At 45.9% G+C, this 22,261-nt stretch carries 22 protein-coding genes; all 22 read left to right on the forward strand.

What is annotated here, in order from left to right; genetic code table 11:
• The first annotated feature begins 2 nt into the window (after positions 1-2).
• The 22 genes from ABD014_RS06215 to ABD014_RS06320 all read left to right on the forward strand — a co-directional run bounded on the left by ABD014_RS06215 (position 3) and on the right by ABD014_RS06320 (position 22,260).
• A complete protein-coding gene (locus ABD014_RS06215) occupies positions 3-557 on the forward strand; it encodes a phage adaptor protein (RefSeq protein ID WP_343858802.1) in 555 nt (184 codons plus the stop codon).
• A complete protein-coding gene (locus ABD014_RS06220) occupies positions 557-1,951 on the forward strand; it encodes an SMP-30/gluconolactonase/LRE family protein (protein WP_343858804.1) in 1,395 nt (464 codons plus the stop codon). The genes ABD014_RS06215 and ABD014_RS06220 overlap by 1 nt, the downstream gene beginning before the upstream one ends.
• Positions 1,952-1,961: 10 nt before the next feature.
• On the forward strand, positions 1,962-2,633 hold the full coding sequence (locus tag ABD014_RS06225) for a hypothetical protein (RefSeq protein WP_343858807.1): 672 nt from the start codon (positions 1,962-1,964) through the stop codon (positions 2,631-2,633).
• Between the two features lie 53 nt (positions 2,634-2,686).
• Complete coding sequence (locus ABD014_RS06230) at positions 2,687-3,295, forward strand: hypothetical protein (RefSeq protein WP_343858810.1); 609 nt, start codon at positions 2,687-2,689, stop codon at positions 3,293-3,295.
• A complete protein-coding gene (locus tag ABD014_RS06235) occupies positions 3,296-3,874 on the forward strand; it encodes a hypothetical protein (RefSeq protein WP_343858813.1) in 579 nt (192 codons plus the stop codon).
• 56 nt (positions 3,875-3,930) lie between these two features.
• A complete protein-coding gene (locus tag ABD014_RS06240) occupies positions 3,931-5,445 on the forward strand; it encodes a hypothetical protein (protein WP_343858816.1) in 1,515 nt (504 codons plus the stop codon).
• Positions 5,446-5,477: 32 nt separating this feature from the next.
• The gene (locus ABD014_RS06245; protein ID WP_343858818.1) at positions 5,478-5,855 is read left to right on the forward strand and encodes a glucosaminidase domain-containing protein; all 378 of its coding nucleotides are present in this window, start codon (positions 5,478-5,480) and stop codon (positions 5,853-5,855) included.
• 12 nt (positions 5,856-5,867) lie between these two features.
• Positions 5,868-10,337 (forward strand): LPD38 domain-containing protein, encoded by a 4,470-nt coding sequence (locus tag ABD014_RS06250; protein WP_343858820.1) that lies wholly within the window; start codon positions 5,868-5,870, stop codon positions 10,335-10,337.
• Between the two features lie 76 nt (positions 10,338-10,413).
• The gene (locus ABD014_RS06255) at positions 10,414-10,614 is read left to right on the forward strand and encodes a BhlA/UviB family holin-like peptide (RefSeq protein WP_343858822.1); all 201 of its coding nucleotides are present in this window, start codon (positions 10,414-10,416) and stop codon (positions 10,612-10,614) included.
• Positions 10,615-10,630: 16 nt separating this feature from the next.
• The gene (locus ABD014_RS06260) at positions 10,631-11,545 is read left to right on the forward strand and encodes a glycoside hydrolase family 25 protein (protein ID WP_343858828.1); all 915 of its coding nucleotides are present in this window, start codon (positions 10,631-10,633) and stop codon (positions 11,543-11,545) included.
• The gene (locus ABD014_RS06265) at positions 11,542-11,766 is read left to right on the forward strand and encodes a phage holin (protein ID WP_343858831.1); all 225 of its coding nucleotides are present in this window, start codon (positions 11,542-11,544) and stop codon (positions 11,764-11,766) included. Before ABD014_RS06260 ends, ABD014_RS06265 begins: the two co-directional genes overlap by 4 nt.
• Before the next feature lie 587 nt (positions 11,767-12,353).
• Entirely contained in the window at positions 12,354-12,632 is a 279-nt protein-coding gene (locus ABD014_RS06270; protein WP_343858833.1) for a hypothetical protein, read from the forward strand.
• A gap of 147 nt (positions 12,633-12,779) precedes the next feature.
• Complete coding sequence (locus ABD014_RS06275) at positions 12,780-13,202, forward strand: thiol-disulfide oxidoreductase DCC family protein (protein ID WP_343858835.1); 423 nt, start codon at positions 12,780-12,782, stop codon at positions 13,200-13,202.
• Positions 13,203-13,366: 164 nt separating this feature from the next.
• Positions 13,367-14,512: a P-loop NTPase family protein gene (locus ABD014_RS06280; RefSeq protein WP_343858837.1), complete on the forward strand. Its 1,146-nt coding sequence runs from the start codon at positions 13,367-13,369 to the stop codon at positions 14,510-14,512.
• Entirely contained in the window at positions 14,509-15,741 is a 1,233-nt protein-coding gene (locus ABD014_RS06285; protein ID WP_343858839.1) for a TadA family conjugal transfer-associated ATPase, read from the forward strand. The genes ABD014_RS06280 and ABD014_RS06285 overlap by 4 nt, the downstream gene beginning before the upstream one ends.
• Before the next feature lie 17 nt (positions 15,742-15,758).
• Entirely contained in the window at positions 15,759-16,568 is an 810-nt protein-coding gene (locus ABD014_RS06290; protein WP_343858841.1) for a type II secretion system F family protein, read from the forward strand.
• Between the two features lie 10 nt (positions 16,569-16,578).
• On the forward strand, positions 16,579-17,454 hold the full coding sequence (locus tag ABD014_RS06295) for a type II secretion system F family protein (RefSeq protein WP_343858843.1): 876 nt from the start codon (positions 16,579-16,581) through the stop codon (positions 17,452-17,454).
• 63 nt (positions 17,455-17,517) lie between these two features.
• A complete protein-coding gene (locus ABD014_RS06300) occupies positions 17,518-17,715 on the forward strand; it encodes a Flp1 family type IVb pilin (protein ID WP_379338156.1) in 198 nt (65 codons plus the stop codon).
• Between the two features lie 6 nt (positions 17,716-17,721).
• Positions 17,722-18,399, forward strand: a complete 678-nt coding sequence (locus ABD014_RS06305) for a TadE/TadG family type IV pilus assembly protein (protein ID WP_343858847.1) — start codon at positions 17,722-17,724, stop codon at positions 18,397-18,399.
• A 93-nt stretch (positions 18,400-18,492) separates the two neighbouring features.
• Positions 18,493-20,709, forward strand: coding sequence for a hypothetical protein (locus ABD014_RS06310; RefSeq protein WP_343858849.1), 2,217 nt, complete (start codon positions 18,493-18,495; stop codon positions 20,707-20,709).
• Complete coding sequence (locus ABD014_RS06315; RefSeq protein WP_343858851.1) at positions 20,678-21,679, forward strand: pilus assembly protein; 1,002 nt, start codon at positions 20,678-20,680, stop codon at positions 21,677-21,679. The genes ABD014_RS06310 and ABD014_RS06315 overlap by 32 nt, the downstream gene beginning before the upstream one ends.
• A gap of 71 nt (positions 21,680-21,750) precedes the next feature.
• Positions 21,751-22,260: an A24 family peptidase gene (locus ABD014_RS06320; protein ID WP_343858854.1), complete on the forward strand. Its 510-nt coding sequence runs from the start codon at positions 21,751-21,753 to the stop codon at positions 22,258-22,260.
• Position 22,261 lies beyond the last annotated feature (1 nt).

The raw sequence follows: 22,261 nt of genomic DNA on the forward strand, positions 1-22,261 counted from the left end.
ATATGAATGTAGGAGATATTATAAAAGAAGCCGATCTGTTAGTACCTAACGAAGTTCCTACTGCGGATAAAATCGTTTGGCTAAATGCTATCAATCAGGATTTTTTCAACGTAGTGAAGATCCCAAAGATCACAAAGTTTAATTGTACGGCAGCTAAGCAAGATTACATTTTACCCAACGATGTACGTTCAAAGAACATTGATTTACTAATGGTCGGCATGTTCCGTTATCAGAGCTTGGATCGTGACGCAGTTACACCAGCACAAAATGCCTATAGCTTTGACGACGTAAGCCATACTTTATCTATTTATCCTGCTCCATACTCTGATCTGCAGGGCGTGCTAAGATACCGTAGGGTAGGCACCACAACTTTTGTTTCTACGAACCTGACGGTTGTCCCTGATCCTCCAGAAGAATACCATTGGACGTTCATTCCAGCTTTGGCTGCTTACATCGCTAACACTCAGGATGACGGTGTAAAGGCTTCAAACTATGAGTCACAATATAAGGCAGCTTGGAATGTAGCAGCTCAGAACTACCAAGGCGGTGATGGTTAATGAAGACTGTTCAATACAATCTGCCGCAGTATCAGTCTTTGCCTGGTCAGATGCAACCTATACCTATTCGAGAATTTAAGGGGTTAAATACATTTGATCCTTTAACTATACCGGATGGATTTTTCACAGACATGCAAAATATGACTTCCGATGATTACCCGGCTGTATCTACTAGGCCGGGTTATTCTGTTATTGGATCTGGTGGAACAAAAGTATTAGGGATGGGCGTATGGGAAGGTAAAGAATTGCATGTAGTATTTAATGATGGTACATGGCGCAGGTGGAAGAACAACGCATGGACAACATTGGCCAGCGGATTAAACACTTCTGCTGAATGGAGCTTCACCAATTTTCAGGGTAATTTTGATGAAGTGAACTTGATCGGCTGCAACGGTGTAGACACGATGAAGCGCTATAACGGCTCTACAGTATCTAATTTGTCCGGCGCGCCTTCTAAGGGTAAATACATCACAACATATCAGAATAGGCTCTGGTGCGCAGTAGGCGTGGAATTGTGGGCCTGTAAATTGGACAACGCAACCATTTGGGATAGTTTCCTTAATGACGATGCGAGTTACCGTAAAACAATGGAATCCAGTCTGGGCGAAGAAATAAATATGCTGTCCGGTAGTTTAACAAAACTGACTATTGGTATGCCTAACGGACTACATGAGTTATACGGAAGTAGGCCATCAGATTTTAATACTAGGCTAATTACAGAAGATACCGGGCTAGCCAACCATAAATCCGCTGTGACTCAAGAAGGTTTTATGCGGTTCATGCACAGCACAGGAATTTATGAATACGGCGGCGGTGTCGCTCCTGAAAAGTCGGTGTCCGATATTGTTGGAAAATACCTAACTGGAATAACCGATCAGAGCGCAGCTGGCACTGATGGAACGAAACTGTATTTCAACATCCCAGATGACAAGTTAATGGTCTATGATCCGCGCGCTGGCGTGCAGTCTTGGAGCAAGTGGAGCGGTATTACGGCACTCCATTTTGTTTCGATGCAAGGGAAGTTATATATTGGCGACGCACAAGGCCGTGTGCTTCGATTAGATGGCGCTACAGATGCGGGGAATAGTATACCTTGGTATGCAATTACAAAGCCATTTAACGGCGGTTCTGCGGCTCAAAAGATGCGTTGGTATAAGCTATGGGTGGTTGTTGAGTTAACCGGGACTATGCAGATTCACTTGTCTCCATCGATCACTGGAGAGGATTGGACGCTGGTCCAGACGATCACAAGTAACGGTACACAGGTTAAGAGAGTAATTATTCCAGTTGCTAGTTTCGCTAGAGAGAACTGGATACGGGTTAAGTTCAGCGGCACTGGTCGGGTTAGAATGCATGAATTCACCCGTCAGACACGACAACTGCCGCTTTATTAGGAGGGAGCCTATGAGTACTTGGTCTGATGCTCCAAAGATACAGGGGCCGCCGCAAACGGGAGATGTTGCGGTGCTGCTTGATTATGTTAAGAAGCTTGCAAATATTACAGCGAAGATGGCTAAGGATTTGGAATTTATTCTGAATGGTAATGTAGCGTTCGATAATATTCGAACAAATGGTATAGAAGCCAAGAATATTAAGGCCGGTTCCATAACTACTGAAAAGCTTCAAGCAGGATCTGTTACAGCCGATAAGATCATGGTTAATGAATTATCTGCCATATCAGCAAACCTTGGTCATATTATTGCAGGATTGATCGAATCAGTAGAGATATACGGTTCATATATCGCCACTAGGCGCGGTGGGTACCCAAGAGCCGAGATGAGCCAAACAGAAGATATGTTTTCTACGTACGCATCTCCTAGCAGTTATGTAAAAATGGCCGCAGTTGGAACGGCAAACGGTTCCCCTCAGTTGACGTTATCAGGGGGAGGGGACAGCGTTATTTTATACCAACAAAGCCAGCGTTCTCTTTTACATTCCACAAAAAATTTAATGGTGAGTTCATCCTATGATATTGAATTAAGTCCGAGCAGCCGCGGGAGAGTATGGGTATCGTTTGCTCAATTGTGTGACAACGATACAGGAAAATCATTGAGTGAACTATTAGGTCTAGGGTAGGCCAGTGCTAGTATGTTATAATGGTGCCAAAATATGACACAGAGGTGAATCCTATGAAAATGATTCGTAATCTATCGTTAGTTTTGGCTGGTTTTGTACTCGGCGCAGCAGTGATGTTTACGCCGCAAATTCAAGCGGCTACCAGTAAGTTGTTAGGTAGCAAGGTGGGCAATGTAGTGAGTGTCAAAATTGATGATAAGTCCATTGGACAAGGTGCTGTAATCAATGGAACGACCTATCTACCGTTAAGAGCAACAGCAAATGAAATGGGATTGGAAGTGACGAAAGTGGACACCAAAGAGGTATTGTTGTCCAGTGGATCGGAAGTGTCTGGAACTCAGGCCGTTAACAATTCAGAGCAAATGAAGAAGTTGCAGGAGCAGATACGTGAACTGAACAAGGAGATTAGTGGCGCGGAAAACGTAATAGGGAATAAAGAAGCGATTTTAAGATTGATAGAAAGCAGTCAAGACATGGTTGAACTGCTTGAACAGCAAAAGGCCGATAACAATGAGTATTACGATGAAAATATGTACACTATGTATGTAGAACGACTTGAAAAGTCCAAAAAAAACCTACAAGATGCAGAAACTAACCTTCCATTGTACAAACAAAAATTGACTGAACTTGAGGCAGAGTTGGATAAATTAGAAGGTAAATAAATGAAAAGAATTTATTTGTTTTCTCTATGTTTTGTTTTGATAATTTCATTTGGTATATTCATTTACCCTGGTTTATATAAATACGATAAGTTTAATCAGAAAACTCTAGTTAAAATTAACCGTATTACGGGTAATACACAAATACTTTATGCAGATGGATGGAGAACAGTAAATAACAATGCTCAGGTAGACAATGCTGAGAAAAGTAATAAAGATGTTGATGCCATTATTGATGAGAAAATCGAAAAACTAAAAGAAGAAATGTTGAATGCTATTAAATCTGAGTTGCAATTAGCTAATCAAGATAACATCACCAATGATGATTATGGTGAAATAAATTTTGATAGCATCAGGAATAGGAATAAGAACGCCGATGTAGTTAGTTCTCCAAATGAATCAAGTGATTTTTTTGAAAAAGGAGATAGTCCTGATAGAGTTCAAGAAGTCATGGGAACTCCTGATGGTATTATAGGAGGGGAACTACATGAAATTTGGAAATACGGAAACTCTTCAGTGACATTCAGCAACGGCACGGTAAATGGATGGTCTAATAGGGATAACAATTTAAAACTTAAATGATTGATATGAGCTCTCAAAATCGAGGGCTCTTTTTTATGCCTACAAGGAGGTGTAACATGGCTACAAATAATCTAGGATATGGTGGCATTAACTACGCAACAGCCAATTCTACAGGCAGACAAGGTATTGTTCAGAACCAAAGTAAGATAGCTAACGACCAGAATTTCAAACAAGATGAAATAAATAGAACGCTATCTGTTATTGCCAGCAGACAGGCGCAAGGCTTGGATACGTCGGCACAACAAAAGTACTTGACGGTAAACCTTGGCTATACCCCAAGCAACCAACCTAATCCAATGGTTCAGGCAGCAAACAATGTATCTAGTACGCCTCAGGCGACATATACTCCACCGACACAAAACACGTTGAATCAGATTCAAGACTTTATTAACAAACAATCACAATATCAGTACAACGCTCCAGATCCGTTTACGTATGATCCGAATACCGATCCCGCTTATCAGGCGCAACTAGCTGAAGCGAAGAAGAACATTGCTAATCAGCAGGCTGATACAAACGCATTTTTGCGGGGCAACGGGCAAGGAAAGTCCTCTTATTCTGAGATGGTATCTAACCAAGTGGCTGATAGTACAATGGCTAGCATTGCTAATGACCTGGTGCCGCAGTTAATGCAGCAAGCCTATCAACGTTATACAGATGATGCCAATCGAAACTTGCAGATTCAGCAGCTTAATTACGGAGTTGGTCAAGACACGATTAGCGGATTGTCCAACCTGTATGGATTGCAGGATAAAGAGTATTTCCAGAATCCAATAACTGAAGCAGAGTTAACAGGTAATTATCTGCCTACTGAAGCCCGCCAAGTTATAAATCAAATATTGGGATTGAAGCAACAAGCAGAAACAAAAGGAATTACCGCGCAGGAACGGGCTGGATTAAGTCAACAAGCAGACGTACTAAGATCAAAATTGCAAGCTTTAGGCGTTGATCCTAGCCTGTATGGAGCTAATGTGAACTCTAAGACAGCAAGCGCCAATAACCAAGGCATAAGAACGCTGGCAGGACAACAAATGGATCTCCAGAAGCAATCTCAAGACTTTAATCAGAAGTTTAGTCAGGAACAATTCGCCTATCAGAAAGCTCGTGACGCTATTACTGATCAGCAGTGGAAGATGAAGTTCGATGAAGATGTTCGTCAGTTCGGTCTTGGTTATGGATTATCCAGGTTGCAAGAATCCAATCAGCAGGCATACAGACAGGCGCAGCTCGCTTTGAGTTGGGATGATAGCGACCGTGCTTGGTCTCAATTAGATTGGCAAATGAGTAATCCTTCATCCTCGGCTACCAGCGGGTTGTCAGCGAATCAGGTGCTGCAATCGATGAAGAGCCTTTATACAGAACCTGTCTATACAAAAGACGAGTTCGGTAACCAGACAAAGGCAGGGTCTCAAATCACTCAAGACGCTGCGAAGCGTGAACAAATGTTCTTGAATGTTGTTGATTCTGGTCTGAGCGATACTGAAACAAACCAGATACTTCAGTCCCTTGGAATGACTAAGACTGAGATTGACAAGTACATGCAGAAGTATGGGGCATCGTCGGGAAACTGACTCGCCCCACGGCTTCGGCTAGTGGGGCCAAGTTGAACAATACCCTTAGCGGTGTACTAAAAGGACAAGGCGATGCCTTTGTCCAGGCCGGTAAGAAGTATGGAATTGATCCTGCTTTACTTGCCGCTATTGCCATCCATGAGACCGGTAATGGTACAAGCAATGCTGCCAAAAACAAGAATAACGTAGGCGGTATGATGGGTAAAAACGGTCTAATGTCGTTCAGTTCTATCCAGGAGGGAATTGATAAAATGGCGTCCAACCTCAAACGCAATTATTTTGATCAAGGGCTTACTTCCATTGCTCAGATACAGAGGAAGTATGCTCCTGTTGGCGCTGCGAACGATCCGACTAATCTAAATAAGAATTGGATTAGCGGTGTAACTAAGTACTACAACATGTTTTCCTAAGGTGGTGTAACAATGGCTAGCCAATTCGATGCAATCAGACAACGAGATAGGAGACAACAAGGGCAAGAAGCAAGAGAAAGGGTAAGGCAGCGGCTGCAGAATCCTGTCCAGTCTCCCGCGGAGTCAACCAGCATGTTCGACGCAGTTCGGAATCGAACGATCACCGTAGATGAGCCTGCTCCGCTGGATCCAGAAAAAGGTGATCACCCTATGTCGGACTTGATTCAAAAGTACGGGGCTGCCTCGCCGCTTAACTCGATTCAAAATCTCACGAAGGCTCAAGCACCTGCTGCTCAGGTTGAAGCTCCGAAGAGTCCAAGAGATATCGAATACAATGAGCGTAGGCAGGAGCGCGAGAGCATGCCAGCTCCTGTTAGAGCGTTCGGCAATACGCTGGATGATTTTTTCTATAAGACTAATGTAGGTAACTTTTTGTCTCGTATCGGTCATTCTGCTGATAGCATCATGTCAGGGGGCAATCCTGTTACGGCCCAGCCTGACACGGGCAGCAAGGTAGCTAATAAGGTGGCTGATATAACGGGTGGAGTTGCGTCTGTATTTACACCTACAGGCGCCCCTTCTGGTGCTGGGCCAATAGCTGGAACTTATGGTGTGACTGACAAGGTTCTAACCTCTCCAGCTGGACAGAAGCTAGAACAGGCAGCAGCCAATCAACTTGGTAAGGTATTCAAGAATCCTCAGACCGCTCAAGCAATAACCCGCGAAGCACTGCGAGAGACAGCGGCAGGGACAATGCAAGGCGCTGCGTTCGGCGCGATGACTGGTGAGGATGATAAGGGTATATTAACATCTGCAGTCACAGGTGGAGCGATTGGGGGCGCAACAGGGGCCGCGTTTAAGGGTGTGGAACTTGGCCTTGCTAAGTTGTTTAAGCGTAATGGTATCCCGCAAGCGGAAATAGACGAAATACTTGCTTTGCCGGAAGGTAAGAAGGATACGCGGATGACAGCTGCTGCAGAGCGTGGTAATTTGGCTGCCAGCACAGAACCAATAGCGAATCCGTACACGTTTGAGCTTCCAGAGGCTTCGCCTTCTACTGTTCGGGCATCAGCCAATGCCGCCGAAGGTCGCTCCGGTCTTAAGGAGATCGACCAGGCTATTAACGATCTGCAGACTAGTTATGAACAACGCGTTATAGATGAGTATAAGTTTCTGAAAGAGTCTCGTGATAGTCGTGGTGGCGTTCAGCAGGGTAACATCCAGAGAAATCAAAGCGGGGATGTGATTGGCCGCTCTGGACGCCAGTCCAATAATCCTCTTTGGTATCAGGAGTTCTACGCTAAAAACGGTAAGGTTCCTTCAAATAAGGACCTGTATCAGTTAGCCCGTGAGCGTGTTGATAATGGGTTCGTGGATGAAGCAGGTGCTGTACCTTCTTGGCGAGATCAGAATGGATACGATGAGCAGTTAGCTGGACTAGCTGCTGTGCGTGAGAATCTACAAAACAGCTTGCGTGAAATTGATCCGGCCCTCCACATTACAGATCAGCCGATTATATCGCAGGAGTTAAAAGATGCACGTGTTGAGCCAAGTGGGGTGAGGAGAGCAACACCTTCTCCGGCTCAGCCTGTTAAACCAGGAACATCGAAATTAGATCCTCGTCGCCAAGAAATTAATGAACGTCTATCGTCTGGGGGTAATTTATCACCAGAGGACATTGATTATATTCTTGCGAGTGAGGCGGCTCCTGCTGCAGAGCGCACAATAAAGCCGCCTGATCCGCCTAAGATCGATCCTAATGCGGATCCGATACTTCGTCCTGGACAGTTTGCCGATAATAATGGATTGGGAATATCAGCTTTTTCTAAAACGAATCCATATGATTCCCTATCCAATACAACACGTTCGCAATTAGTCACAAGACTTGATAAAGAGCCAGTTAGTTTTGCTGGTGTTGCCGACCGCTTATATACAAATCTGGTTGACGATCTTCATCCACTCAATCAATTTGACAAGTTGGTTAAAGATGTTTTGGATAAGCCACTAAGCGCGGCTCATAGCGTTCATAAATTGGCATTAGCTACGCGAGGATCTGACATGACGGCTAGGCAGATTATTACTGACGCTTTGGTGGACAGCAACGGCCAAGTAATCGGTGAGTCACTTAAGGATATTCTTTCCGGGCTGCCTAAAGCGGTGAGAGGTGAAGTTAATAGCAGCACCAAATCCCAAATAAGAAAAGTCAGCAAGGATATTTACGTTGATTTTGAGGATTATCTGATTAACAAGCACGCAATTACGCGTGCCGAGCGCGGCGAAACTGTATTCGATAAAAAACTGAATTGGACTCCGGAATACGGTGCTCAGAAGGTTGCTGAATACGAGAAGTTATTCCCTGAATTCAAAGAAACGGCGGATAAGCTGTACAATTTCAATCGACAAATGGTAAATAGTTGGCTTGTGGATACTGGTGTTATATCTCCTGAAATGGCTCAAGCGTGGTTTGATGCGAACCCTTACTACGTACCAAACAAACGTTATTTTACGCCCTTAGAAAAAAGAAACAATGGAGTGAGTAGGGCGAAAAAAGGATTTGGCAATCAATCAAACCCGGTAAAGAGCTATGAGAAAACCGGATCCCAGCGCAAGATTATATCACCAATCGAAGCAATAATCGAAAATACGGATGCCTTTGTTAAGACAGCTAAACGCAATCAAGTTATGCAGCAGGCTGTAAAAAATATAGAAGCGGATCCAGAAGCGTTTGTAGATTTTTTCGAAATAGTGAAAAAGCCAGAACGCTTAGAGGACCTTACAAAATTGCCGTTGGACGGTAATGGATTAGATGAGGTTTTATCGAGATTCAGTGATGACTTCGATAAGGCTATGCAGAAAACAGCCCTAGACAAAGACAATATTGTTCGTGTAATGAATAACGGTGAGCAGATTCATTTAAAAGTAAACGATCCTCAATTGCTTGATGCGATTACAGCGCTCGGACCGAAGAGCAGTAATTACGTTATGGATGCGGTCGGATGGCTTACTAATAAGATGAAGACATTAACAACTGGCGCTAACCCTGTTTTCAGCTTTACGCGAAATATTCTAAGAGATATACCGCATGCTTATGTCGCTTCTAAGACAACAAATAACCCTATAAGATTCATTGCTGACATGGCTGAGGCATCTGTCCAAATCATGCGTGATGGTGAGTTGTATAAACAGTATAAACGCGTTGGTGGTGGTCACTCGTCTAGTATCGCGGCGAACCGAAACCTGTTAGCACAAAGCAAAAGATCGGTTCTTCCTAAGAGTCTTTTGAAGGATTTGGGCCCACGTCTTTACTATGGACTTGAAAACGTCATGAATGCCGTTGAGTCTGCACCGCGGCTTGCTGAGTTTAAGAGGGCATCAAAAGGCGGTTTACCAGATGATCTTAAAAAGGCTTTGTTTGAGGCGCAGGACATAACAGTTAACTTTAAGCGTCGCGGGAAGATAGTCGCAGACCTTGATAAGGTGTTCCCTTATATGAACGCTGCAATACAGGGCTTCGATCAAGTGGTTAGATTGTACAAAAACAATCCTGTTCAGGCTACTATCAAAGCTTTCCTTGCGTTTACGGTTCCGAGCGTTGTTTTATATGCTGTTAACTACAATGATCCAAATTACAAGAAACTAAGTAATCGTACAAAAGATAACTTCCTATTGGTTCCTAAAGGTGATGGAACATTTATAAAAATCGCTAAACCTATGGAGCTAGGCACTCTTTTCTCTGACTTACCAGAGCGATTAATGAGAAAGTTTGCTGAGGATGATCCAGCGGCATTCCGAGACTTTGCTGATCAACTAAGAACTAAGTTCTTACCTCCAGGTATTTCAGGAGCCGCTAAAGGCGGAGGGATTACAGATAGAATGTTGGGCGTTGTGGGCGATACAATTTTAGGCCCATTCGCAGATTTGGCGGCAAACGAGACTTTCTCTGGCGCTCCAATCGTTCCCGGTCATTTGAAAAACTTATCTCCAGGATTACAGGCTGATACAAAAACAACTAATATTGCTAAGTGGATCGGTGACAAGACGTATGGAACGCCGTTCGAGCAATCACCTAAGAAGCTTGATTATCTTGTGAAGCAATATACAGGATTCATAGGTCAGTTTGGACAACCGTTGTTGGCTCCTGGTGGTGATTTGGGGAGCGCCTTGGCGCAGCAGGTAACAGCAGATCCGGTATTCAGCAATGATATTTCAACAGAGTTCTACCATTTTAAAGATAAAATTGACCAAGCTTATAACGATAGAGAAATCAAGGAGTTACCAGAGTGGTATAGCGACCCATTGAGAAAACAGTTAAACAAAATTAACCAGAACATGTCCAAAGTAAGAATGGAGATTAGGGTAGTACAAGAAGATACATCTATCAGCAACAAAGAAAAGAGAACAAGGCTTCGTGAATTACAAGATAAGCTAAATAATATGGCTGAAAAAGGTAACACAATAGCACGAAATAAAATCCCGTATTAAGTTAGCAGCGCCGATAGGCGTTTTTATTTTGCCCTCGGTATACCGGGGGCTATTTAATTTGAAAAGGGGAAGGGCGATGGAGAATGAAATCGTTAAGTATTTTCTAACGCAAGGGCCATTTGCTTTGTTGTTTGTATGGCTTCTTATTTATGTAATGCGAGCAAATAAGGAAAGAGAAGGCAGGCTGCAGGATCTGCTAGACAAGTTTAGCGACAAATACGATGTAATCATCGGGGAGCTTCGAGATATTAAAGATCGATTTCCAAGGCACGGATAAATAGGAGGGATTAAAAATGCAAGGACGTAAATCAGGCAATGCTCAAGGTATCGACGTTTCACATTGGAACGGAACAATCGACTGGCCTAAAGTAGCGGCGAGCGGCATATCATTTACTTATATCAAGGCAACCCAAAATAGCGTGGACAAGCGGTTTGTAGAGAATGTCAAGGGAGCCAAAGCAGCAGGGATTTTGATCGGCGCTTATCATTATTTAGACGAAAAGGTTACCACGGCGGATGCTGCCAAATCAGCAGCTAGGACGTTTTATAATGCCATCCAGTCAGCAGGAGTGAAGTTTGACCTACCTCCGGTACTGGACTACGAATCAAAATCCAGTAGTTTAAGCATCGCCGGAGCTACAACTGTGGCAAAGGTATTCCTGGAGGAGCTGGCACGCTTAACAGGCGTCACACCGATCCTCTACACTTACCCGGCGTTCATTGGTAACTTCAGCGGATTGAGCCATTACCCACTCTGGATAGCAAGATACAGCACACAGACGCCAGCTGATGCATCGGGGTGGAAGCGCTGGGAGTTCTGGCAATACAGTGACGGACAAGCCGGAGGTTACCTGCCGAATGGATCCCGTAAGGTAAACGGAATTAACGGAAACGTGGACCTGAATGAATTCGATGGCACCGAGGCTGAACTGAAGAATAAATACGGACCGAAGAAGGAGGAACCGAAGGTGATAGAACGCGATGTTAATCAAGTAAGCCCTTGGGCGGCTGATGACTGGACCGAAGCCAAGGCGAATGGTTACTTTGATGGAAAGCGTCCAGGAGCTGCCATAACAAGAGAAGAAACGGCCATTGTGATCAACCGGCTGCGGAATAACTTCCTCAAGCTTATTGCCGGCAATACGGCAAGGATCAGTGAGTTGGAGAGGCAGCTTGAAGTAATCGAGAAGGGAGGGGATCTGCAATGATGAATAAGAAGAGATGGCGGAACTATGCTTTATGGGTAAGTATCGTATCCCAAGTACTGCTCCTCGTTCAACTTCTGGGACATCTGACAGGATTGTTTAACTTAACCGATGTGATGAAGCATGATATTCTGGCCGTGACGGATGTACTGCTTGGTTTGCTTGCTACATTGGGTATTATCAGTAACCCAACAAAGCCCGGCGGTCAGGGATACAACTTGTAATATTCTGGATTTATAGTATACTAAAATCAAATCCGGAAGCACCGGTGATGAAGCCCTGCCAGTGTCCAACTGGTGGGGCTTTTTTACAGGGGGACGATTGGGGACAAATTGGGGACACACTTTACTTTTTAACACCAGTTTTCACTCGTTTCTACTATTATATATAAAAAAGCAACCCCTGATTAACAAGGGTTGCAAAGGTCTGTTAGGTTCTACTATAGCCCTCAGATCACTTTGAGGGGGTAGTGGGCGTACGCCCGTGGAGGTTCGAGTCCTCTCTACCGCATTACGAAGAACAGTGAAAAGATTCTTACTTCTGGTAAGGATCTTTTTTTATTTTTTGGACAATATAATACAATGTGATGTTCTGTTTTTGCTTATGTAAACGCTTGAAATTATTATTTTTTTTGAATTCTGTTGGATCTATGAGGCTCAGTGCGGGGATTCAAGTTGACATGTCATAAAAAATTATTTAATATGTCTAAGTACTTAAAGTGAGAGTTCCAAAAGTCAAGCTTTATTTGAAAGATGATTTTTTGAACTTCCGCTTGAACAGCTTTTCTAATTTAATAAAACGGGTGATGACGATGTCTTACAGACCAAGTATTCAGAACGTGTCCATAGCCGGGAGCAACGAGAAGGAAGGATTGTACGAATTTGCCGTGAAATTGGCCGATGGAACGAAGTGCAGAGTATTTTATCACCGTTTTCCAGAATGGCGCCTCACGAATATCAATCGACTGCAGAAGACGCCATGTCCGGTATGCCGTAAAGACTACATTTGCAATTGCATGGAGAGCTTTACAGAAGATTTCCACAGCCAGCTTGTTGAGGACCAATGGATCGAGAAGCTACTGGCAGAGTAAGTCTAAAGAGTACGGAGGGGATCGGCTCCTTCGTATTCTTTTTTATTAGATAAAATTCGAGAAGCTCTCATCCTTAGTGCGGAACAATCTGCTTTTGAATCTATATTATAAGACGGATATAATGGATTTAGCAGGGAGGTTTTGCGGATGTCAACCAAGGATGTAGGTCAGACTGCAGTTGTATTGTTTGATGGAGTGTGTCTTTTGTGTCAGGGCGCCGTAAAATGGATCATCAGGCTTGATCCCGATGCCTATTTCAGGTTCGCGTCACTGCAATCCGATGCTGGTAGGGAGCTGCTTCAACAGTATGGAGGAACTGCTGACGGGCCGATGAATACGATGTTCCTGCTGGAGCAAGGAACGCTGCACTCTCGTTCTACTGCGGCACTTAGAATCGCCAAAAGACTTAAGTTTCCCTGGCCATTATTATATGCATTCATCATCGTTCCCCATGGATTGCGCGATGCAGTTTACCGATTGGTTGCGAATAACAGGTATCGATGGTTTGGCCAATCCGATGCGTGCATGTTGCCAACCCAAGAGATCAAGGGACGCTTCATAGATTTATAGAGGAAGTCCAATATATATTTTTAGGACTTGCCTGAGAAAATGATCTATGATATTCTGACTGTAAATATTAGGAACTCGTGAACGGGAGCACCGTCCAAATGAACCGATAATTCGGTATTTGGACGGTGCTTTTTTGTGTTCCGGGTAAGAAGGAAGGTGAAAGTTTGATTCCCGTCAGATTGGTTCTGGCTGTACAGGATGAGCTGTACATAGATCCATTTATGCAGTACGTTCACTGCAGTGAGTTCGACCGGCGTATCATCGTAACAGGTTTCAGCCGGCAGGATGCCTTTGAGATGTATATGAAAGACTCCGGAGAACTGGTGGATATCGTGCTAGCTGAACCGACATTTCTTGAAGCGTGGAAGGGACTGAATTCGGGGCGTCTGACCGTGGTCTCTTTATGTGAGAGAGGAGAATCTGTTTCAGGTTTGAGCCTGGATAAATATCAACCCTTGCATCAATTGCTGTTCTCGCTCATGAATATGGTCCGAGGGGACAGGGGGAAGCAGGCGGATATGGAAGTTGGTACGGTCGTAATCGGTGTGCATTCGATTGTCGGCGGTCAGGGAAAGAGCACCGTTTCATGGAATATCGCGAAGCAGCTCGCTTCCGAAGGAGCTAAAGTATTTTATTTGAATCTCGAAACGGTGAATAACAGACTAATCTTTGAAGGTCAGAATGTTCGTGAAGGACAGCAGGGTGGCTTAGCCCGCTTACTTTATGATTTGAAGTCTGCGGAAGATGGGCAGCAGGAGCTGAAGTTCCCCATATCGGCCTATGCTTGCAGACATCCACTGCTTCAGGGGGACATATTTGCTCCGCTTGATAATTTGAATGAGATGCTCGAGTTGCAGCGCAAGGAGACCGTCGATCTGATCGAATTCATCGCGGCAAGCGGATTATACGACGCTGTTGTGATCGATACCGACTCTTATCCGAATGAAAGAACTGAGGCGGTGCTGGAACGGGCGGATAAGCTGGTATGGCTTGTAACCGATGATGATAATGTCATGCGCAAGACTGCTCTGTGGTTCAATCATTTGGAGCGATCTCGCCCGGCTATGCATAGTCATATGTTGAGCAAATCTCTGTTTGCTGTGAACCGGTATACAGGAGAATTGGTTACCTCCCTACCGGGGAGCGAAATTGTATTTGAAGCGATGCTCTCGTACATCTCTGCTTGGAAGAATGGGATACGGCAGGCTGCCGCAATGCATTCTCCACTCTATCAGCGCGATGTACAGCAACTCTGCCGCAAGCTGTACGGCAATGTCGAAGTATTGAGGGGGCGAAGCGGACAGCGATGACGGAGGAGATGTTCACCCAGCTACGAGCGGAGATCCGTTCCGGACTTGATGTTACGTTGACGCTTCAAGACGGGCAACTGATGGAATACATTGAACGGCGAGTGCTCGAGGATAATCGGTTGGCCAACCTCACTTCATCGGAGAAGAGGAGGTGGGTACGGAGGCTATATGATTCGTTTCGCGGCTTGGATGTGCTGCAGCCACTGGTCGATGATCGCTCTGTATCGGAGATAATGATCAACAGTCATAAGGAGGTCTTCGTTGAGCAGAATGGCAGGGTCCGCAAGCTTGCGCTCCATTTTGAATCCCAGGAGAGGCTGGAGGATATTATCCAGACCATCGTGTCCGGAGTCAATCGGGTCGTGAACGAATCGTCGCCGATTGTGGATGCGAGACTGAAGGATGGTTCCCGGGTCAATATCGTGCTGCCTCCGATCGCCTTGAAGGGACCGACGATGACGATCCGCAAATTCCCTGAGCATCCACTTACGATGGAGCAGTTGATTGAGAAGGAATCACTAAGCGAGGAAGCAGCCCGTTTTATGCAGACCTTGGTTCGCAGTAAATACAATATTTTTATTAGCGGTGGAACAGGTTCCGGCAAGACGACCTTCCTCAATGCCCTATCAAGATACATTCCCGCAGATGAACGGGTCATTACGATTGAGGATTCGGCAGAATTGCAGATTGTGACGTTACCCAATCTAGTATCCCTGGAGACTCGCAATGCGAACACCGAAGGCAAGGGTGAGATCTCAATCCGCGATCTGATCCGTTCCTCGCTGCGGATGCGGCCGGACCGGATTGTTGTCGGAGAGGTTCGGGGCAGGGAGGCGCTGGATATGCTGCAGGCGATGAATACTGGACATGACGGCTCTCTGTCTACAGGGCATGCGAATTCCTCTACTGATATGATCAGCCGGCTGGAGACGATGGTACTGAGCGGTGCTGATTTGCCGCTGGGGGTAGTTAGGCAACAGATCGCCTCTGCGATCGATATCATCGTTCATTTGAGCCGGCTTCGTGATCGTTCACGGCGGGTTCTGGAAATATCCGAAGTATGCGGGATGAGAGATGGGGAGGTGGTGCTGCATCCGCTCTATGTGTTTGAGGAAGAAGCGGAGAAGAAAGGAAAAGTAATCGGTAGTTTGAAACGGACTCCACAGCGGTTAGTGCATACGGACAAGCTGAATATGGCCGGCATCTCTATAGAAGGGATGAACTTATGAGAGGAGGCTTCGAATCGATGAACGGATTGGAGCGATCCGGTGCGGCGCAGGGAGTAGTGAAGAATAATGTCCGACAATCAACCCAATTGACGGATTATCGCGGCTATGTACTATCTTCGAGACAAAAGCTGTCAGCATTGCTGATCGGCGGGGTTGGTCTCTTCTTAATAGGATATATCTTCTTCCATTCATGGCTGATTAGTCTGGTTCCGGCCTGCGGAGCTGCTTTTGCGCCAAAGTATTGGAGCGGTTATCTTCTTCGTAAGCGAAGAGAGACGCTTGGACTTCACTTCAAACAAGCGCTCTATTCACTCTCCTCTTCCTTGGCGGCAGGTCGCTCGGTAGAGAATGGATTTCGTGAAGCGATTGAAGATCTTCAGCTGCTCTATCCCGGTAATTCTAGCGATATGATCATCGAGCTTGGTATTATCTGCACCCGCTTGGAGTATGGTCAGCCGATTGAAGAAGCACTGCTTGATTTCAGTGAGCGGGCAGGGCTGGAGGATATCAGCAACTTTGCTGACGTCTTCACGATTTGCAAGCGTTCGGGAGGGGATTTGGTCGAAGTGATCCGGCGCACGTCTACGATTATTAGCGAGAAGCTGGAGATTAGTCAGGAGATCGGCGTTATGATTGCTCAGAAACGGTTCGAAGCGAAAGCGATGTCCGCCGCACCGATATTTTTTCTCGTATTTATGGAATTCTCTTCACCGGATTACATGCTGCCGATGCATAGCGGTATAGGCCTCGTCATCTCATTCTTTGCATTGATTGTATTTGCGTTATGCTTCTGGCTGATGCTCAAAATTATGGATATCCGGGTCTAGGAGGCAAACGATGAAGGTTTATAGCATCGCAGTGATCGCAGTATTGGTACTAGCCTGGTTGCTGCTGTACCGGAATTCGCGCCCTAAATATCAGGGATGCCGGGAGATGAAGATGGATGGTCTCAGATTGCAGATCATAGCGCCTCCAATGCTGTTACTACTGGAGAAGCTGAGAGTGTCGCAAAGGTTCCCTATTTTTTTCTTCAAAATACAGCGTTCCGTGCAGAAGATTAGCGGAGATAAGCGTGGTGGCGAGTATACTCTGCTGTTCCTGGCTGAAATGCTCTCGTATGGCTGGCTTATTCTAATCGCTGGCAGTTTGTTCTCTCTGCTTCTCGGCGAAGATCCCACGGTGATGATATTTGGTGCCTTTCTGGCCGTTCTCATTCCAATTGCACTCGCTAGGGATTTGCATCAGAAAGTGGTCAAGCGAGAGCGTGATATTATTCTGGAGCTACCGGAGCTGCTTAATAAGATAGTGTTACTGGTTGGGGCGGGCTTAACTGTGCAGCAGGCTATCAAGCGGTGTCTGGAGCGTAAGACAGGAGCGGAACAGCACCCGCTCTATCGTGAATTGTTCAGAATGCAGCGGGAATGGGAGAGCGGATACTCCTTCCATCAGGCGATGGAGGGGGTTAGCAAGCGATTGGGTGTTCAGGAGGTGTCCGCTTTTGTAACCTCCGTATTGCTTAATTATCGCCGCGGCGGTAATGACTTTGTGCTCGCATTGATGGATTTGTCTCATATACTGTGGGAACGCCGCAAAGCCGTCAGCAAGACGCTAGGGGAACAGGCTTCGTCGAAACTAGTATTTCCTATGCTGATGTTGTTTTTAATTATCGTGGTTATGGTAGGGGCTCCCGCACTCATGATTATGGAGCTATAGAGGTAGTGCTGAAAACCGGTCTTTTTGAACCTTATTAACAATAAAAAATAGGAGGGTTATATGATGTTGAGTACATTCGCACATAGGATCAAGACATTCTCTCAAGATGAGGATGGCTTGGGAATGTTGGAGATGATTTTGATCATTGCTGTCATCGTTATTTTGGCGATTATCTTCCGTAAGCAATTAAAAGAGCTTTTGGAGAGTTTGCTCGGCAAAGCGAAGAGCAAAACCGAGAAATTCATGGATGATGAGCCTTAAGAATCTATGAAAAGGTTGATACGTGATCAGAAGGGGAGTTTTATTCTCGAGTCTTCTCTCGTATTCCCCTCCATATTTGTAGCGATTTTAATTCTGTTGTTCTTCTGTCTGTATTTATATCAGAACGCGGCGCTTGGACAAGTTGCGGCGGTCGCAGCTGAACGGAGTGCGTATTCCTGGGATAACAGCTATCGTAAGCCTCTGACGGGCGCCTACGAAACTGGAAAGTATGATTCTCTCTATTGGAGGCTTAAGGATGATGGCATGCTGCAGGCGATATTCGGCTGGTCTAGTGATTTGCCTACTTCGGAATTGTCTCTTCCCTTCGAACAGATGGAGGATATAGGCGACTCTTTGCCGCTGAAGAAGCTTGCGACAACCGGTACGGAGATTCCGGCTGCGATTCATGGCAGAATGCAATATGAGAACAAGCTGCTGCTTCGTAAAGTCAGGGTGGGATTGGACAGACTCATCCCGCTTGTTCCTTTGGAACGAGTGATTGGTGATGTGACGCAATCTGGACAGGCTGTCTCATATGTAGTCGAACCGGTAGAATGGATCCGGACTGTGGATTTGGCGAGGTACTATGGGGCTAAATTCAAAGGCGGCGGTGGGGAAAAGATGGATCAGAAGGAAGCGGGCAAAGCGTTGACGTTATTCGGTAAACAGGGGGAACGGCCTTAGCTCAGGGGAGCTAAGAAATAGACAGTGATCGACCAACTGATGAAGAATGAGGAGAAGACCGAGTGATTACATTTCCGAAAGAGGGGGAAGCAGGTGTATAAAAAGCAGCGACATCGGGCGGAGAGCGGTGCAGTTACCGTGTTTCTGGTTGTTATTTTTGCCTCGGTATTTGCATTTGTCTCGATATTTATTGATTTTGCAAGAATGGCGGCGCTGCAGACTAAGACGGAGATGATGGCTCATTCTGCATCAAGGTCGGTCCTGTCTTCCTATGACCCGCAGCTGGTAGAGCAGTACGGTTTATTTGCATTCGGGGATACTGATGCGAACTATATTATGTCCAAGGTGTTGCAGGATCAGATGGATTTATCGAAGCGGAGCGATAATATTCCGCTGATGAACGCGAGGCTGGATTCATCGACCGTTGAACTGCTGCGGCCGTTAGGAACCTATGAAGTATTCGCACAACAGATTCGCGAAGAAATGAAGTATAAGGCGCCGATAGATTTCTCGATAGAGATCATAAATCGCTTCAAGCCGATGTCGAAAGTAATGAAAGAGGCTTCGAATACCGTCGACCTGTTGAGCAAACTACAGAAGTTGTATGATCAGCGGGAAGCTAAGCTGGATGAAATGCTGGAGAAACAGCGTTCTGCGGCACTGACTGTGACGGAAATTGCAGCGCTTGTCCCTCGCTCGGGTGCTTCTGGGGGATCAGGTGGCGGTAGTGCAACAGCTACATCTGTTGCCGGAGAATATGCAGGCTTTGCGGCTAAGTATAACGAAGATATGTTAAGGGAACCCGAGGAGAGGCAATACTCATATGAAATTCAAATGTACCAAACGATGGCTTCGGGGGTATTCAGCAACTTGGGTAATAGTGGGCAGAAATCTTCACAGCAGCATGCAGTGCTGCTTCCTGAAGCGAGGAAGCTGCTCCAAGAAGTTATCGTAATAAATGATCAGATGAAGAGGACAATTGAAGAGGCGGAACAACGTCCCGTGCTTGATGGCTACAATGAGGTGGCAGCGCATGAAGGTCTTGGCAATAACGAGACAGTAGCAGCCGATGATGAGATCGCCGCTATCCGCAAACAGAGCGGTTCGCTTCTTCTATCTGCTGAACTGCTGGCAGATCTGGAGGGGGATATCGGTCAACAAGAGGCTGACTTTACTTCGTTTTATGCCGGAGTAGGTTCCTTTATAGGCGTAGAAAGCTCGGTCCTGTCAGCTTCAATCTCAGATTCGTCATTGTATTCAGCCGTAGATAGCCTTGACCGCTCGACAGGCGCTTATTTACGTAAATATGTGGATTCTGGCAGCAGTAATGTTCTTGAAGATAACAAAAGACGGCTCGAGCAGCATCGTTCTTCTGATCAGGAACGTAAGGCGATCGAGCATCAAGCTGAGACAGCACTACAGGATGCCAAGGGATTGATCGGAAAAATTTCCGCACTCAAGGATAAATTCAAAGATGCACAGAAGCAATTTGACGAGCTGCAGACCTTCTATAAGGACAATCTAGAGTTTAATCAATCTCTCTCATCGGAAGAAGAAGCATTGATGGGTCCAGGGGACGATCCGGCCGATGCCGGTGCCGAAGCAATGGGCGGTATGGATGTCTTCTTTGGCGGATTATCCCACGTTCTTCAATCCATGACCGATGCAGCTTTTCAGGGAGAGTATGTTGTACATTACTTTCCGCTATTCGATATCAGCACGTTAGACGAATTGATAAGTAGTGAAGGGTCAGGGGCGATTGACACTATAGGAGATTCGTTCATGCCTGGGAAGCAGGAGGTTGAATACATATTGTACGGATTCCATAATCCAACGGGGAATATCGCCGCTGCCTATGGGGAGATATTCGCGCTGCGACTGGCAATTCGTACGATGGAAGGATTGCTGAAAAATTTGAACAAAGGCAATCCGCTATTAATTCTTGCCGCTGCCTTACTGTATGGGATCGAACATGCTGTAAAAGATATGCTGATGCTAACCAAAGAAGGGAGTATTCAGCTTAGTGATTTTATGAAGGTAAAGCTGACCTATAGGGATCATTTGCGTATCTTCCTGCTAATGCATGGCCCGAGTGAGCGGAGGCTGTCACGGATGCTGGCGTTGATTCGGATGAACACCGGAATTCCAGTAGAACAGCGCGCAACTTATTTAAGAGGAGGAGTAAGTATCTCGATGCCACTTTGGTTCCTGCCAGGAGTAGCGAAGACACTAGGAGCCTCCGGGGCCTTGAAAGGAAGAGTGGAAGGAAGTCGATATTATGTCGATAAGCAAGCGGACTTCTCCTATTGATTCAATAAAAGCTCCTCCGATTCGGCGCAGGGATTCTCAAGGCAGCATTGTCCTTGAAGCTGCTATGGTCATGCCGGTATTTATTATCGTTGTATTTTTCTTTATTTACATGATTCAGATGACAGTGATCTCCAGTCAGATTCAGATTGTAGCATCGAATGCAGTGAAACAGGTGTCCTCTCATATATATCCGGTTGCATTGGCGGTCTCAGCTATTTCGAGCGACGAAGAGGGCGACGCGGCAAAAAGTGAGGAGGAATCGGGATCGAGGATGCCGAGCCTATCGCTGGAGGAATGGGCTGGGCAGTACGCCGACGTTTTACCGGAACCACTATCAGAATGGGTCAGGTCCGCTGCCCGAAAAGGGGACGAGCCTTTGCAGAATCTGAAAAATAATGTTCTCGAGACTGTTCTGGATCCTGTAATCAAGCCCCTGCTTCATCCTTTTGTGGCAGATACGAAACTAAATGAGGACAGGCTACATGTGAACCGAGTAATAGTACCTGATCTCAAAAGCGGACGAACACCTTATTTCGGCCTGGAGATCAGCTATGAATTGCCGATCCGAATGCCATTCACCCAGAAACCGATCAGGCTCCAAGCGAAGGCTATGGAGCGCTTGTGGATCGGAGATACGAATGAGCTTGGTCAGGGGGGTGGGGACGGGGAGGATGGTGAAGGCCAGCCTGCAGTAATTCTATCCAAGCCGGAGCCAGCCTACGCCGGGCATCGAGCCCTGGTCGCGGCCCTGATCAAACCGGGAACCACAGCAAAACTCACTGTGTATTACAAGAGCGGCGTAAGTCAGGCCAAATATTTAGGGGATGCAACTGCGGATGAGAACGGCAGGGTGGAATGGAATTGGCTGGTGGGTGGAAACACAACGCCCGGTACATGGACTTTTATCATCGAGACTGAGGACGGGGTGAAGACAACAGCTCAGTTCGATGTTGAGAGCCCACGCAAATAATGCGTGAACTAGGCCTACGCTGGCTGGAATACAGCTCATAATCAAGAATTGAACGAGGGGGACATACGGCTATGACATTGGAGTATTGGGGTTGTCTTGCTATGTTGATTACGGCATTCATTACAGATGTTAGATCGATGAAGATACCTAATAAGATCACGCTTAGCGGGTTCATTATCGGTCTGGTGTATCATGCTGTAACCGGGGGGATTGAAGGGATTCTATTTGCTATGAAAGGGGCTGCAGCTGGCTTTGGACTGATGTTCATCATGTATTTGTTCAGGGCTGTAGGAGGAGGCGATGTCAAGCTATTTGGTGCAATTGGGGCGTGGCTAGGTGTTAGCCTGACTCTATCCATCCTCATGTATTCTATTCTAGCTGCGGGTGTGTTCGGGATGATCATATTGCTCCTCCGGAGGGAGTTTGTTATGCGAATTCGCAATGTTATGCATAGCTTGTTCGGAATTCTGATTCTACACAGCTTAGGTCCAGTTCAAGCTGGGGCTAAGAAGCAATTGCAGATGCCGTTCATGCTAGCGGTTCTCCCGGGGGCTGTGTATGCGATTTTGACTTTTTCTTAGG

Origin of the sequence: Paenibacillus motobuensis (assembly GCF_039521865.1) — a bacterium.
GTDB lineage: Bacteria > Bacillota > Bacilli > Paenibacillales > Paenibacillaceae > Fontibacillus > Fontibacillus motobuensis.